This window comes from Massilia alkalitolerans DSM 17462 (assembly GCF_000427785.1).
In the GTDB taxonomy this organism is placed as follows: Bacteria; Pseudomonadota; Gammaproteobacteria; order Burkholderiales; family Burkholderiaceae_D; genus Telluria; species Telluria alkalitolerans.
On sequence record NZ_ATYR01000013.1, the window covers coordinates 15546 to 30400 of the forward strand.

Annotated in this window: 11 protein-coding genes; 6 read left to right on the forward strand and 5 right to left on the reverse strand. The window is 65.7% G+C overall.

What is annotated here, in order from left to right; genetic code table 11:
- Nucleotides 1-60: 60 nt before the first annotated feature.
- A complete protein-coding gene (locus YWC_RS0114480) occupies nt 61-2553 on the reverse strand; it encodes a DNA translocase FtsK (RefSeq protein WP_027866026.1) in 2493 nt (830 codons plus the stop codon).
- A gap of 206 nt (nt 2554-2759) precedes the next feature.
- Between YWC_RS0114480 and trxB the strand changes: the two genes are divergently transcribed.
- The 4 genes from trxB to YWC_RS0114500 all read left to right on the forward strand — a co-directional run bounded on the left by trxB (nt 2760) and on the right by YWC_RS0114500 (nt 7464).
- Nucleotides 2760-3725 carry a thioredoxin-disulfide reductase gene (trxB, locus tag YWC_RS0114485; protein WP_027866027.1) on the forward strand — a complete coding sequence of 322 codons (966 nt, stop codon included), beginning with the start codon at nt 2760-2762 and terminating at the stop codon, nt 3723-3725.
- Nucleotides 3726-3740: 15 nt separating this feature from the next.
- Nucleotides 3741-4409, forward strand: a complete 669-nt coding sequence (locus YWC_RS0114490) for a Smr/MutS family protein (protein ID WP_027866028.1) — start codon at nt 3741-3743, stop codon at nt 4407-4409.
- Nucleotides 4410-4525: 116 nt separating this feature from the next.
- Complete coding sequence (locus YWC_RS0114495; RefSeq protein ID WP_229413110.1) at nt 4526-6706, forward strand: ATP-binding protein; 2181 nt, start codon at nt 4526-4528, stop codon at nt 6704-6706.
- A gap of 152 nt (nt 6707-6858) precedes the next feature.
- The gene (locus YWC_RS0114500) at nt 6859-7464 is read left to right on the forward strand and encodes a trimeric intracellular cation channel family protein (RefSeq protein WP_027866030.1); all 606 of its coding nucleotides are present in this window, start codon (nt 6859-6861) and stop codon (nt 7462-7464) included.
- Here YWC_RS0114500 and YWC_RS29435 read toward each other — a convergent pair.
- From YWC_RS29435 to YWC_RS0114520, 4 genes are all read right to left on the reverse strand, one after another.
- Nucleotides 7461-9125 carry an ATP-binding protein gene (locus YWC_RS29435; RefSeq protein WP_051306467.1) on the reverse strand — a complete coding sequence of 555 codons (1665 nt, stop codon included), beginning with the start codon at nt 9123-9125 and terminating at the stop codon, nt 7461-7463. The genes YWC_RS0114500 and YWC_RS29435 overlap by 4 nt on opposite strands.
- A complete protein-coding gene (locus YWC_RS0114510) occupies nt 9118-10596 on the reverse strand; it encodes an ATPase domain-containing protein (RefSeq protein WP_027866031.1) in 1479 nt (492 codons plus the stop codon). Before YWC_RS0114510 ends, YWC_RS29435 begins: the two co-directional genes overlap by 8 nt.
- A gap of 189 nt (nt 10597-10785) precedes the next feature.
- Nucleotides 10786-11124, reverse strand: coding sequence for a P-II family nitrogen regulator (locus tag YWC_RS0114515; protein ID WP_027866032.1), 339 nt, complete (start codon nt 11122-11124; stop codon nt 10786-10788).
- Nucleotides 11125-11150: 26 nt separating this feature from the next.
- Nucleotides 11151-13199: an NAD(+) synthase gene (locus tag YWC_RS0114520; protein ID WP_027866033.1), complete on the reverse strand. Its 2049-nt coding sequence runs from the start codon at nt 13197-13199 to the stop codon at nt 11151-11153.
- A gap of 51 nt (nt 13200-13250) precedes the next feature.
- Here YWC_RS0114520 and YWC_RS0114525 point away from each other — a divergent pair, with 51 nt between their 5' ends.
- Nucleotides 13251-14390, forward strand: a complete 1140-nt coding sequence (locus YWC_RS0114525) for a GNAT family N-acetyltransferase (RefSeq protein ID WP_027866034.1) — start codon at nt 13251-13253, stop codon at nt 14388-14390.
- 63 nt (nt 14391-14453) lie between these two features.
- Nucleotides 14454-14840: a response regulator gene (locus YWC_RS29440; RefSeq protein WP_051306468.1), complete on the forward strand. Its 387-nt coding sequence runs from the start codon at nt 14454-14456 to the stop codon at nt 14838-14840.
- Nucleotides 14841-14855 lie beyond the last annotated feature (15 nt).

Sequence of the window (14855 nt, forward strand, 5' to 3'; positions counted from 1 at the left end):
GTGGGGTGATGCGGTCCAGTGGACCGCATCACGACCCGCCCGAATACGGTGACAGACCGGTTATTCGGCGGTCGTCGCCGGGACGAGGATGTCGCGGTTGCCGTTCGACTGCATCGGCGACACCAGGCCGCTCTGTTCCATTTGCTCGATCAGGCGGGCCGCGCGGTTGTAGCCGATACGCAGGTGGCGCTGGACCAGCGAGATCGAGGCCTTGCGGTTCTTGAGCACCACGGCCACGGCCTGGTCGTAGAGCGCGTCGGATTCGCCGCCGCCCTCGCCCGCCGGGATGCCCTCGGCATTGCCCTCTTCCAGCGTACCGCCTTCGAGAATGCCTTCAATATAGTTCGGTTCACCGAGCGACTGGAGATGTTTTACAACTCGATGCACTTCGTCGTCCGACACGAAGGCGCCGTGCACGCGGATCGGCAGGCCGGTCCCCGGCGGCATGTAGAGCATGTCGCCCATGCCCAGCAGCGTCTCCGCGCCCATCTGGTCGAGAATGGTGCGCGAGTCGATCTTCGACGAGACCTGGAAGGCGATGCGGGTCGGGATGTTCGCCTTGATCAGGCCGGTGATCACGTCCACCGACGGACGCTGGGTTGCCAGGATCAGGTGGATGCCGGCCGCGCGCGCCTTCTGGGCGATACGGGCGATCAGTTCTTCCACCTTTTTCCCGACCACCATCATCAGGTCGGCCAGTTCGTCGATGATGATGACGATGGTCGGCAGCTTCTCGAGCGGCTCGGGGTTGTCCGGCATGATCGAGAACGGATTTGGGATATGCTCTTCGCGCTTGGCCGCTTCCACGATCTTGCCGTTGTAGCCGGCCAGGTTACGCACGCCCAGCTTCGACATCAATTTGTAGCGGCGCTCCATCTCGTTGACGGCCCAGTTCAGGGCATGGCCGGCCTGGCGCATGTCGGTCACGACCGGCGCCAGCAGGTGCGGGATGCCTTCGTACACCGACATCTCCAGCATCTTCGGGTCGATCAGGATCAGGCGCACGTCGGCCGGATCGGATTTATAGAGCAGCGACAGGATGGTCGCGTTGATGCCCACCGACTTACCGGAACCGGTGGTACCCGCCACCAGCAGGTGCGGCATCTTGGCCAGGTCGGCGCAGACCGGCTTGCCGGCGATGTCCTTGCCCAGGGCGACGGTCAGCGCGGAGGCGCTGTCGCCATAGACCTTGGAACCGACGATCTCCGACAGGCGCACGATCTGGCGCTTCGGGTTCGGCAGCTCGAGCGCCATGTAGTTCTTGCCCGGGATGGTCTCGACCACGCGGATCGAGGTCAGCGAGAGCGAGCGCGCCAGGTCGCGCGCCAGGTTGACGATCTGGCTGCCCTTCACGCCGGTGGCCGGCTCGATCTCGTAGCGGGTGACCACCGGGCCCGGATAGGCGGCTACGACCTTGGCTTCGACGCCGAAGTCGGACAGCTTCTTCTCGATCAGGCGGCTGGTGAATTCCAGGGTCTCGACCGCCACCGTCTCTTGCGCCGGCGGGGCTTCGTCCAGCAGCGCCAGCGGCGGCAGGCCGCCGTCACCCGCCAGCTCGTGGAACAGCGGCGTCTGCATTTCCTTCTGGGCGCGCTCGGACTTCGGCACGCTGGTCATCTGCGGCTCGATCTTGATGGTCGATGCGGCGCTGGCCACCGGCGACGGGGCCGCCGGCGACATGGCGAGCGAGGACGGCGTCGACGGCGGCAGGATCACGGGTTCCGGACGGGATTCGGCGCGCGGCTCGAGCATCGGCTCGGCCTTGACGATCGGCGGCGGGGCCGGATGCTTTTCGGTGTACTTCTGGCGCTCGTTGACCACCAGCTCATCGCGCTTGACGGCGGCGGCTTCGCCCTGCTTGCGGTCTTCGTGGTCTTCCATGCGCATGCGGAACCAGTCGATCGTGTTCTCGACCGACTCGCCGATGCGCTCGGCCACGGCCAGCCAGGAGACCTGGAAGAACAGCGAGAAGCCCAGGCCGAACAGCAGCAGGAGCAGCAGGGTCGCGCCGGTGAAGCCGAAGGCGACGTGGGCGGAATGGCCGATCAGCTGGCCCAGCACCCCGCCGGCGGCGCGCGGCAGCTCGACGTTCCAGGTCCACAGGCGCAGGTATTCCAGGCCCAGGCTGCCGGCCAGCATGATGGCGAAGCCGGTCCAGCGCACGTACATCTCGCCGGCATGAAGCGGTTCGTCGCCCACCGGGGCCAGCTTGTCGGTCAGGCGGCGCCAGCCCTTCCAGACCCCGCGCAGGAAGATCACGCCCCACCACCAGGCCGAGAAACCGAAGATGAACAGCAGCAGGTCGGACAGCCAGGCCCCGGCCTTGCCGCCCAGGTTGGCGATCTTGGGGACGGAATTGGCGTGCGACCAGCCCGGATCGCCCTTGTTGTAGCTTAATAAAATAAGGACGAAATACAGGAAGGCGACGGCCATGGCGATCCAGCGCGCTTCCGACAGGAGGCGCGACAGCCGGCCAGGCAGGGGCTGGCGGGCGCGTGTGGATTGCGCAGTGCGGGTGTATCCAGAAGTGCTGGCTTGGCTGTTCTTGCTCATTGCTTGTACTACGAAAGTGACATGGAAAGCGAAACAGAAGTATTCGCTATCGACAATCCGCCCATTCTAAGCCATATACGGCTGGGCTGGCCTACGATTCATGCTCGTGTGCATCATCGTCTATAATCTTGTGTTGCAAACCGAGCCTTGATCTTTCTAAAGGCCGCCCCCAGTTTCCGCTTGTTCATCTCTTATTGAAGCCTCCCATGACTACTTCCAAACACGCCAAAGTCCTGATTCTCGGTTCCGGTCCTGCCGGCTACAGCGCAGCGGTGTACGCCGCGCGCGCCAATCTGAGCCCGATGCTGGTCACCGGCGTCGAACAGGGCGGCCAGCTGATGACCACGACCGACGTCGAGAACTGGCCGGGCGACCCGCTGGGCGTGCAGGGTCCGGAGCTGATGCAGCGCCTGCTGCAGCATGCGGAACGCTTCAACACCGAGATCGTGTTCGACCACATCCACACCACGTTCCTGAACGAGAAGCCGATCCGCCTGGTCGGCGACAGCAACGAGTACACCTGCGACGCCCTGATCATCGCCACCGGCGCCTCGGCCCAGTACCTCGGCCTGCCGTCGGAACAGGCGTTCATGGGCAAGGGCGTGTCGGCCTGCGCCACCTGCGACGGTTTCTTCTATCGCAACCAGGAAGTCGCGGTCATCGGCGGCGGCAATACCGCGGTCGAGGAAGCCCTGTACCTGGCCGGCATCGCCTCCAAGGTCACCTTGATCCACCGCCGCGACAAGTTCCGCGCCGAACCGATCCTGGTCGACCGCCTGATGCACAAGGTCCAGGAAGGCAAGATCGTGCTCGAACTCAACCACACCCTGGATGAGGTACTGGGCGACAACAGCGGCGTGACCGGCCTGCGCATCAAGTCCACCGAGACCGGCGCAGCCAAGGACATCGCCGTGCACGGCCTGTTCGTGGCGATCGGCCACAAGCCGAACACCGGCATCTTCGAAGGCCAGCTGGACATGCAGAACGGCTACATCAAGACCCGCTCGGGTACCGAGGGCATGGCGACCGCCACCAGCGTGCCGGGCGTGTTCGCCGCCGGCGACGTGCAGGACCACGTGTACCGCCAGGCGATCACCAGCTCGGGCACCGGCTGCATGGCCGCGCTCGACGCGCAGCGTTATCTCGAAGCGCTGGAAGACGATCCTAAATAAGCAAGTAGCGGTACGATGGCGGGCATGAAGGATTTCGCTGAACTGAAGGGCTTGCGCGACAAGCTCAAGGAAGACGAGCGCCTGCGCGCCATCGAGCGAGCCGAGCGCGAGAAGCGCGAGCGGATCGCGAAGGAGCGCGCCGTGGAGTTCCGCGGCGCGATGCAGGGCGTGACCAAGATTCCCGAATCGGACCGCTACGTATACCGTCCGGTGTACGTGGCCTCCGACCGCGCCTTCAAGGACCGCACCCCGCTCACCGAGGAAGAGGAAATCGAAGCGGTCCTACGGGAGTCGCTGTCCGACGAGTTCGACGTCGACGGCCTGCTCGACGAAGACCCGTCGCTGAGCTACGCCCAACCGGGCGTGGGGCCGGACGTCGTAAAAAAGCTGCGCAAGCGCCACTGGCCCGTGCAGGACGAGCTCGACTTGCACGGCCTGAACCGCGATGGGGCGCGCGACGCCCTCACCGATTTCCTTCACCGCGCCAACCGCCGCGGCGTGCGCTGCGTGCGCATCGTCCACGGCATCGGCTACGGCTCGCCGCAAGGCCAGCCGGTCCTGCGCGGCATCGTGCACAGCTGGCTGGTGCAGAAGAGCGAGGTCGTGGCTTTCTGCGTTGCCGGTAAAAAAGATGGCGGACACGGGGCCCTGATCGTCCTGCTGCGCCCCGCCTTGCTCGAGTGAGCCGACGCACGGAATGCAACATGGACACAACAATACAATGTGTCCTGATATGTATTACCTGTAAAATGCCATCGGCCGGCATTTGCCGGAATTGACGAGAAGGGGATGGTGGCGAATTGAAGGGTACTACCGTGATTCCCATGGAGCACGGTCGCCAGGTCGACCTGCTGAACTGCGCCGACGAGCCGATCCACATCCCCGGCTCGATCCAGCCCCATGGCGCCCTCCTCTTCTTCACTGCCGACGGCGCGCTGGAAGGCTGGAGCGCCAACGCGCCGGCCATGCTCGGGCTCACGCCCGAACTCGGCGCCCCCTATGCCTCGCTCGATCTGCCGCCGGCCGCGCTGGAACTGCTGGTCGAGTACATCGGACCGGGAGAAGCTGAAGTCACGCCCTCGATGGTTCCGGTCTGTATCGGTGGCGCCGACTTCGACTGCGTCGTCCACGCCGCCCTCGGCCGCGTGACTGCCGAATTCGAACAGCGCGAGGCGAGCGCCGATGAGGTGGCGCTGTTCGCGGTCAGGGCGCATGGCTCGATCGACCGCCTGCGCCGCCAGAAGACCATCGAAGGCCTGCTGTCGATCGCGGTCGACCAGATCCGCGAGATCACCGGCTTCGACCGCGTGATGGCCTACCGCTTCCGCCCGGACGACAGCGGCGACGTGGTGGCCGAAGCCCGGCGCGAGGATATCGTGCCCTACCTCGGCCAGCGCTACCCGGCCTCGGATATCCCGGCCCAGGCGCGCCGCCTGTATGTGCTGAACACGCTGCGTTCGATCATCGACATCAATGACTCCATGGTGCCGCTGCTGGGCGCGCCGGATGCGCTGCCGCTCGACATGAGCCATACCGTGCTGCGCAGCGTCTCGCCGATCCACATCGAGTACCTGAAGAACATGGGCGTCGGCGCGTCGATGAGCGTATCGATCGTCATCAACAACCGGCTGTGGGGACTGATCGCCTGCCACCACATGTCGCGCAAGCTCGTGCCCTATTCGATCCGCATGGCCTGCGACGTGCTGGCCCAGGTGATGGCCTCGACCATCCACAGCATCGAGTCGCGCCTGGAAAGCCAGATGATCGAGCGCGCGGCCTCGACCCGCACCAAGCTGGTCGAAGACCTGCTGCTGGAAGACGATCCGCTCGAGACCTTCGGCCGCTTCTCCGACGCCATCCTGGAGGCGACCCAGGCGCAGGCCCAGGTCACCAGCTACTACCACAAGGTGCAGGTGCGGGGCGATGTGCCGCACGAACTGGCCGAGGCCATCGTCGCCTCGCTGCCCGAGGGCGCGCACGATTTGGTGGTGCGCGAAAAGCTGGACGACTGGCCGGAAGCGATCCGCGACCGGCTCGGCAAATGGGTCGGCATGCTGGCCCTGCCCTTCGATCCGGCCGCGAACGGCTGGAACGTGGTGCTGCGGGTCGAGCAGATCGAGCAGGTCGCCTGGGGTGGGCGTCCGGAGAAGACCACGGCCTTCGGCCCGCTCGGCGAGCGCCTGACGCCGCGCGGCTCGTTCGACGCCTGGTACCAGACGGTGCGCGGCCATGCGCATCCGTGGGAATCGACCGTCCTGTCCAATTCGCGCCTGACCCTGGCCGAGCTGGTGCGCGTGATGAACTCGCGCCGCGCCCAGACCGAAGCCACGCGGGCCCAGCTGCTGGCCATGCTCGGCCACGACCTGCGCGACCCGCTCCATTCGATCAACATGGCCGGCATGGTGCTCGAGAAGGGCAACAGCCAGCCGACCCTGGGCAAGCGCATCCAGTCCTCCACCAGCCGCATGCAGCGCATGATCACGCAGGTGCTGGACATGAGCCGCATCGACGGCGGCCTGGGCCTGGGCGTGGCGCTCGAGCCGGTCAACCTGACGGCCCTGGTGGAAGACCTGATCGACGAAGCGCGCCTGGCCTACCCGACCATCCCCTTCCAGCTGGCCTGCGACGAGCAGGCGATGGTCAATGCCGACAGCGGGCGGATGGCGCAGGTGCTGTCCAACTTGCTGAGCAATGCGCGCCACCATGGCGAGGTGGGCAAGCCGGTGCGCGTCTGCGTCCGGGTCGACGGCAAGGAAGCGGTGGTCGACGTCAGCAATGCGGGCGCCCAGATCCCGCCGGAACTCGTGGCGACCCTGTTCAACCCCTTCAAGCGCGCCTCGCTGAACAACCCGCGCAACCGCACGGGCATGGGGCTGGGGCTGTACATCGCGCAGCAGATCGTGCGCGAGCACCATGGCGACATCGCCTACCGCCATGATGGAAACGAGGTCATTTTCTCGGTGCGTTTGCCTCTGCTGTAGGGTGCACGGCTTCGCCGTGCGCGCGTCCAACTCCCGGACGCGCTGTGGCCGTGCATGCCGGAGCTGAACGCGCGGTCGGCGGAGCCGACCACCCTACCGTAAATGCAGAGCGGCATGGTAGTCTAGCAACACTGTCCGCTCTTCATTACCGCATGACCCTCATCAAGTTCATCGAAATCATGGCGATCCTGGTCGGCGCCTTCTCCGGCTTCATCGAAGCGCGGCGCAAGCGCATGGACCTGGTCGGCGTCTTCACGGTGGCTTTCATCACCGCTTTCGGCGGCGGTACCCTGCGCGACATCCTGCTCGACCGCCGGCCGCTGTTCTGGGTCATCCACCAGGAATACGCGATCCTGATCTTCGTGCTGGCCCTGGTGGCCTCCCCCCTGATCCGCACCCTGCGCCAGATCGTCTCGGAACGCCTGATCGTGATCGCCGATGCGGTGGGCCTGGGCCTGTTCTCGATAGCCGGGGTATCCGCCGCGCTGGCGGCCGACATGCCGATCTTCATCGCCTCGATGATGGGCGTGATCACCGGGATCTTCGGCGGGGTGCTGCGCGACATCGTCTGCAACGAAGTGCCGATGGTGTTCCGCGACGGGAAGCCCTACGCGATCTGCGCCTTCCTGGGGAACTGGCTGTACCTCATGATGCGCCACTATGGCGTGGAGCCGGATTTCGCCCTGTGGACCAGCGCGCTGTTCATCAGCGGGCTGCGCTTGATCACCTGGAAGTTCGATCTGCAGATGGGGCGCTAAGCGCTCCTTTCCCCTCGCGCCAGCAGGCGCGCCAGTGCCCTGCGCAATTCTTCCTGCGTATAAGGCTTGGCCAGTACGCTGACGTCCAGCCCGTGCAGGCGCTCGGGCGCGACCACATAGCCGCTGGCCAGCAGCACCGGCAGTTTCGGGTGCTGCGTGCGGAGGTGATGCGCCAGGCCGATGCCGTCCATGGCCCCCGGCATGACGACGTCGGAGAACACCAGGTCGAAGCGCTCCAGTGGATGCCGCAGCGCGTCCTGGGCGTCGCGTGCCAGCGTGGCTTCGCAGCCGAGGTTGGCGAGCAGCTCCAGGGTCGCGTCGGCGACCGCCGCATCGTCCTCGACATACAGCACGCGGGCGCCCGCCACCAGGGGCGGCGAGGCGGCGCCGTCCTCCTTCTCCTGCCTCCTGGCGGCCCTGCTGCGCGGCAGCAGGATCGATACCGCCGTCCCTTGCGCCGAGCTGTCGATCCAGGCCGTGCCGCCTGATTGCTTGGCAAAACCGTACACCTGGCTCAGACCCAGACCGGTCCCGGCGCCGACCGGCTTGGTCGTGAAGAAGGGATCGAAGGCCTGGCGCACCACCTCGGGCGGCATGCCGGTACCGGTATCACGCACACTCAGCCAGACGAAGTCGCCGCTCAGCTCCAGCTGCGGCAAGCCTGGCGACGGCAGGCTGAGATTGCGCGCCTGGATGGTGACTGCGCCGCCGTCCGGCATTGCGTCCTTGGCGTTGACGGCCAGGTTGAGCAGCGCGACCTCGAGCTGGGTCAGGTCGGCATCGGCCAGCCACAGGCCGGGTTCGACCTCCAGGCTCAGCGCAATCCGTTCGCGCAGGGACTGCTGCAGCAAGTCCTGCATCTCCTCGAGCTGGCGCGCGATGTCGAGCGCGCCGCCGCTCAATGCCTGGCGCCGGCCGAAGGCCAGCAACTGGTGGGTCAGCTTGGCGCCGCGCGAGGCCGCGCGCTGGATCGCATGCAGGGCACGCTGCCAGCGTTCGCTGCCCGGCTCGACCAGCGGCAGCAGGGTCGTCGAGCCCTGGATCACCTGCAGCAGGTTGTTGAAGTCATGGGCCACGCCGCCGGTGAGCCGCCCGATCGCTTCCAGCTTGCGCGCCTCGTTCAGGGCGCTCTCGACGCGCTTGCGGGTTTCGGTTTCGGCGACCAGTTCGGCGGTGCGTTCCAGCACCCGCTGCTCCAGCAGCGTGGCCGCGCCCGACAGGGTCTGCATCTGGTCGCGCACCGTGTACTGCCAGGCGCGTGCCCGGCAGGCGGCATCGAAGGCGGTGCGCAGGACGTTGGCGGAACCGGGCCGCCCCAGCACCGTGATGTTCGCGAACTGGCGCAGGAAGCTCCATTGCAGGTGCGAGCCACCGCTGCCCGCCTGGGCGCTGAGCACGATCAGCGGCATGTCCGACCAGGCGGGCTGGCCCTGCAGGGCAGCGGCCAGCGGCGTGGCATGCGCCTCCAAGGCGTCGTCGGTGAGCAGCAGCAGCCAGACGCCGGGGTCCTCCACCGCGGCGGCCAGCTGCGCCCCGTCGGCACAGGGCCGGGCCTGCGCGCCCCACTCCGCCAGCAGGCCGGCCAGCGCCTGTTCGTCGTAGCCGAAAGGCGCGCAGATCGCGGCGACCACGCTGGCGCCGGGCTTGCGCGGGTCAGTCATGTTGCACCGGCGGCGGGTCGGAATCCTCCTGCGCGGCGCGCGGCACGCCGGTCAGCACGCCCTCCAAGCCACCCAGTTGCGGGCCGACCGCGACGCCGGCACTGGTCAGGGAAAACTCGCGGATGCTGCTTTCATGGCGGCCCGGCCGCTTCTTGACGATCGAGATCGCCTTGCGGACCTCGCCCTCGGCCTCGAAGTAGCGCATCAGGATCACGGTGTCGCTGATGAAGGCGATGTCGAGCGGGTCTCCCACGTTTTCCAGCAGGCCGCTCTGGCCCACGACCAGGATCGACAGCACGCCCTGGTGCGACAGGTAGCTGAGCAGCTCGTGCATCTGCAGCATCAGCGCCTTCTCCTCGTGCATGGTCTCGAGGTAGGAATTCAGACTGTCGATCACGACCACGGCCGCGCCATGGTCCTCCACCTGGCGCCGCACCTTCCAGATGAACTCTCCCGGCGAGATGCGCGAGGGATTGATGCGCTCCCAGTAGATGGTGCCGTTGTTGATGGCATCGGCGGCGCGCATCGACAGGCCGTTGGCCCGGTCGATCAGGGTTTCCCTGGACTCGTCGAAGGCGAAGTAGGCGACGTGCTCATTGCGATCGGCCGCCACGTTGGCGTACTGCAGGGCCAGCGAAGACTTGCCGACCCCGGTGGGTCCGAGAATCATCACCGAGGTGCCGCGCATCAAGCCGCCGCCCAGCATCGTGTCCAGGGCCGGGACTTCGCTGGTGATCGTGTCGCGGATGCGTTCGCCCTTGTGCTCGTCCGCGATCAGGCTGGGAAACACGAACACCTCGCGCTCGGTGATGGCGAAGTCGTGCCAGCCGCTCTGGAACTCGGCGCCGCGCATCTTGACCACCCGCAGGCGCCGGCGCGCGGCGCCGAATTCGCGCTCGCGCTGCTCCAGCGTGATCACGCCATGCACCGTGCCCTGCAGGTCGTACTGGCGCGGCTCGTCGGTCAGGTCGTCCATCAAGAGCGTGGTGCAGTTCTGCCCCAGCAGGAAGCGTTTCAGGGCGACGATCTGGCGCCGGTAGCGCATCGGATCATCGGCGACCATGCGCAGTTCCGACATCGAATCGATCACCACCCGGCTTGGCGCCGCCTCCTGCACCGCCTCCGTGATCGCCGCGATGGTCTGGCCCAGTTCGACCTCCGACGGGAACAGCACGCTTTGCTGGCGCCCAAGCTGGGCTTCCGCCGGCACGACTTCGCGCAGCACGATGCCGTCCAGCGACCAGCCATGGCTGGCCGCGGTGGCGCGCAGTTCCTCGACCGTCTCGGACAGCGAGATATACAGGCACTTCTCGCCCTTTTCCGCGCCGTCGATCAGGAAGCGCAGGCCGATGGTGGTCTTGCCGGAGCCGGGACGGCCCTCGATCAGGTGGATACGCTGTTTCGGCAAGCCGCCGCGCAAGACCATGTCGAGCTCGGGGATACCGATATGGATTTTTTCCAGGTCGCTCATGTTGTTCTCTCTAGGCTTGTTGGAAGAGCGAGCTACACGCACACATGTCAATTAGACAAGTTTTATGTATGATAGCTCAGCTCAGCCTGCGCTCGAATAGCAGGCTGGCTTCTCATGAAGCAAGAATAGGACTACAACTGATGAGCTTGGGAAACGCGGGATACCAGCCGCGAAGCTGGAAGCGCCGGCTTAGACGGCGTCGGGACCGGTCTCGCCGGTACGGATGCGGATTACCTGCTCCACATTCTGCACGAAGATCTTGCCGTCGCCGATCTTGCCGGTGCGGGCTGCCTTGATGATGGCGTCCACGACCTGGTCGGCCATGCCGTCGTCGACCACCACCTCGATCTTCACCTTCGGCAGGAAGTCCACCACGTACTCGGCGCCGCGATACAGCTCGGTGTGGCCCTTCTGGCGGCCGAAGCCCTTCACTTCGGTCACGGTCAGGCCGGTGACGTTCACTTCGGCCAGCGCCTCGCGCACTTCGTCCAGCTTGAAGGGTTTGATCACGCAGGTAATCTGTTTCATTTTCTTTTCTCTCTAAAAAACAGGAATCAATCAGGGATATTCTTGAGGTCGTCCATCCACACGGTGGCCTCGGAATCCGACGGTGCGCGCCAGTCGCCGCGCGGGGACAGCGAGCCGCCGTTGCCGACCTTCGGCCCGTTCGGCACACAGGTGCGCTTGAACTGGCTGGTCTTGAAGAAACGCCACAGGAAAATGCCGAGGTTCTTCTTGATCGCAGCCAGATCGTACTCGTTGCGCACGTTGGCCGCGCTCGGCCACCTGCCCTGCTCGCGGTCGTGCCAGGCGCTCCAGGAAAGGAAGGCCACCTTGCTCGGCTTGAAGCCGTAGCGGATCGTGTAGTACAGGTTGAAGTCCTGCAGCTCGTAAGGGCCGATGGTGTCCTCGGTGATCTGGGCCGGCTTGCCATCCTTGTCCCCTCCGGGCACCAGCTCGGGGCTGATCTCGGTGTCCAGGATCTTCAGCAGCACATCGGCGCCATTTTCCACCACCGCGCCGGTCTCGGCCACCCAGCGCACCAGGTAGGAGATCAGGGTCTTGGGCACGCTGGCATTGACGTTGTAGTGCGACATGTGGTCGCCCACGCCGTAGGTGCACCAGCCCAGCGCCAGTTCGGACAGGTCGCCGGTGCCGATCACGATCCCGTTGTGGAAGTTCGCCAGGCGGAACAGGTGGTTGGTGCGCTCGCCGGCCTGCACGTTCTCGAAGGTGATGTCGTATTCCGCCTTGCCCTCCACGTAGGGGTGGCCGAGGTCCTTGAGCATCTGGATGCAGCTCGGGCGGATGTCGATCAGCTGGGCGCTGCAGCCCACCGCCGCCATCAGGTCGTTGGCCTGCTTGAGCGTGCGCTCGCTGGTGGCGAAGCCCGGCATCGTATAGGCGAGGATGTTGGTGCGCGGCAGGCCAAGGCGGTCCATGGCCTTGGCGCAGACCAGCAGCGCATGGGTCGAGTCCAGCCCGCCGGAAACGCCGATCACCACCTTCTTGATGCCGGTGCTCGACAGGCGCTGGATCAGGGCCTGCACCTGGATGTTGTAGACTTCAAGGCAGCGCTCGTCGCGGCGCGCCACGTCGGCCGGCACGTAGGGGAAGCGTTCGATCGTACGCGCCAGCGGCATGTCGCGCTCCAGGGGCAGCTCGAGCGTGAACTGCACCAGGCGGAACTTCGACACCTCTTCCGCATGGCGGCGCACCGATTGCGCGAAGGTGGTCGCATGCATGCGCTCGTTCGACAGGCGGTCGAGGTCGACGTCGGCGAAGATCACGTGCGAATCGTCGCTGAAGCGTTCCGATTCCGCCAGCAGCTCGCCCTTCTCGTAGATGAGCGATTGGCCGTCCCAGGCCATGTCGTTGGTCGACTCGCCGCGCCCGGCCGAGGTGTACAGATAGGCGGCCAGGCAGCGCGCCGACTGCTGGCTCACCAGCTGGTGGCGGTAGCCGCTCTTGCCCACCACGACGTTCGAGGCCGACAGGTTGACCAGCACCGTGGCGCCGGCCATCGCGGCGAACGAGGACGGGGGAATCGGCACCCAGACGTCTTCGCAGATCTCGACGTGGAACCGGAACAGGGGCAGGTTCTCGATCTCGAACAGCAGGTTCGCACCAAAAGGCACGGTGGCGCCGAACAGGTCGATTCGGTCGACCGCCGCGCAATCGGCCGCACTGAACTGCCGGGATTCGTAAAACTCGCCATAATTAGGCAGGAAACTCTTGGGCACCACGCCCAGCACCCGGCCACCCGCAACGACGGCGGCGCAATTGAAGAGCTGGTGGTTGACCTTGAGCGGCAGGCCGACGACCAGCGCCACCGGCAGCGCCTTCGAAGCCTCGATGATCTTCGCCAGGCCATCGAGGCAGCCGTCGAGCAGGGCGCGCTGGTGGAACAGGTCTTCGCAGCTGTAGGCCGACAGTCCCAGCTCGGGGAAGGCCACCAGCACGGCGCCTTCGTCGGCGGCCTGGCGGGCCAGCGCCAAGGTCTGCTCGACGTTGAAGGCCGGGTCGGCGATGCGGCAGCGCGGGATGGCCACGGCGACGCGGGCGAAGTGGTGCGTGTAGAGATTGAAGAATTGCTTGTTCATTGGTGAGACTTTCGCGAAGTCGTCGCTCATCAATTCGTTAGGGATGTCATTTTGAATTATCGCACGCATATCGTTTCTTCCTTGTCCGAGATTGGCCAGGAACAGTGGGACGCGCTGGTCTCGGCACAGGAAGATCCCAATCCCTTCCTGTCCTATGCCTTCCTGCACGCGCTGCACGAATCGGGCAGCGCGGCGCCCGAGACCGGCTGGCAGCCGCAGTACATCGTCCTCCACGACGGCGAGCAGCTGGCCGCCGCCCTGCCCCTGTACGTCAAAGGCCACTCCTACGGCGAATATGTGTTCGACTGGGCCTGGGCCGACGCCTACCACCGGCACGGGGTCGAGTACTACCCGAAGCTGCTCTCCGCGATTCCGTTCACGCCGGTGGCGGGTCCGCGCCTGATGGCGGTGGACGACGCGGCAAGGGCCGCGCTGGTCGAGGTGCTGGTGGCCACGCAGGGCGCGGCCGAGGTCTCCTCGACCCATGTGCTGTTCCCGCCCGAGGAACAGGCGCGCCAGTTGCAGGAGGCAGGCTTCATGCTGCGTAGCGGCGTCCAGTTCCATTGGCTGAACGGGGGATACGGTACTTTCGAAGACTTCCTGGCCACGCTCGAACAGAAGAAGCGCAAGAACATCCGCGCCGAACGGCGAAAGGTGCGCGAGGCTGGCGTGACGATGCGCCGCGTGCGCGGGCCCGATGCGACGGACGCTGACTGGGTCCTGTTCAACCGCTGCTACCGCCACACCTACAAGGCCCACTATTCGACGCCCTACCTGAACCTGGACTTCTTCCGGCGTATCGGCGCGAGCATGCCCGACAACATCCTGCTCGTCATCGCCTCGCGCGAAGGGCGCGACATCGCGGCGTCGCTGGTGATCCACAACGAGAGCACGCTGTTCGGGCGCTACTGGGGCGAACTGGAACACGTGCCCTGCCTGCACTTCGAGGCGGCCTATTACCAGCCGCTCGAGTTCTGCATCGAGCAGGGGATCGGGGCCTTCGAGGGCGGCGCCCAGGGCGAGCACAAGATGGCGCGCGGCTTCCTGCCGACCCGCACCTGGTCGGCGCACTGGCTGGCGCATCCTTCTTTCGCGGATGCGATCGAGCGCTTCCTGGAGCGCGAGCGGGGTGGGATCGACGACTACATGGACGAGCTCAACGAACGCAATCCGTTCCGCCCCGGCCGCTGAGCTCCGGACGATGGAAAAATGTGAAATTTCGACACAATCCTGCGATTCGGGTACTATCCGCGAATGAAAGTATTGATCGTAGATGACCTGCCCCTGGACGCCGAGTTGACGCAACGGGCTCTGCAACGTTGCGACAACGCCTATCAGGTGACGGTGGTCTCGGACGGCGAAGAAGCCTTGAACACGCTGGACCAGACCCGCGACTTCGACGTCATCCTGCTGGACCTGGCCTTGCCCAAGGTCGACGGCTTCGAAGTGCTGAAGGAACTCTCCTCGAAACCCTTCTTGTCCGACATCCCCATCATCGTCCTGTCGAGTTCGCGCAGCGGTTCGGACCAGGTGCGCACCCGCATGCTCGGGGCCTGCGGTTTTGTCGAAAAGGCCCTGGACTTCTCGGCCTTCCACGCCGATCTCGCGCGCACGCTCGAGCGCAATGGACTCACTGCCTGATACGCCCCTGGCGCG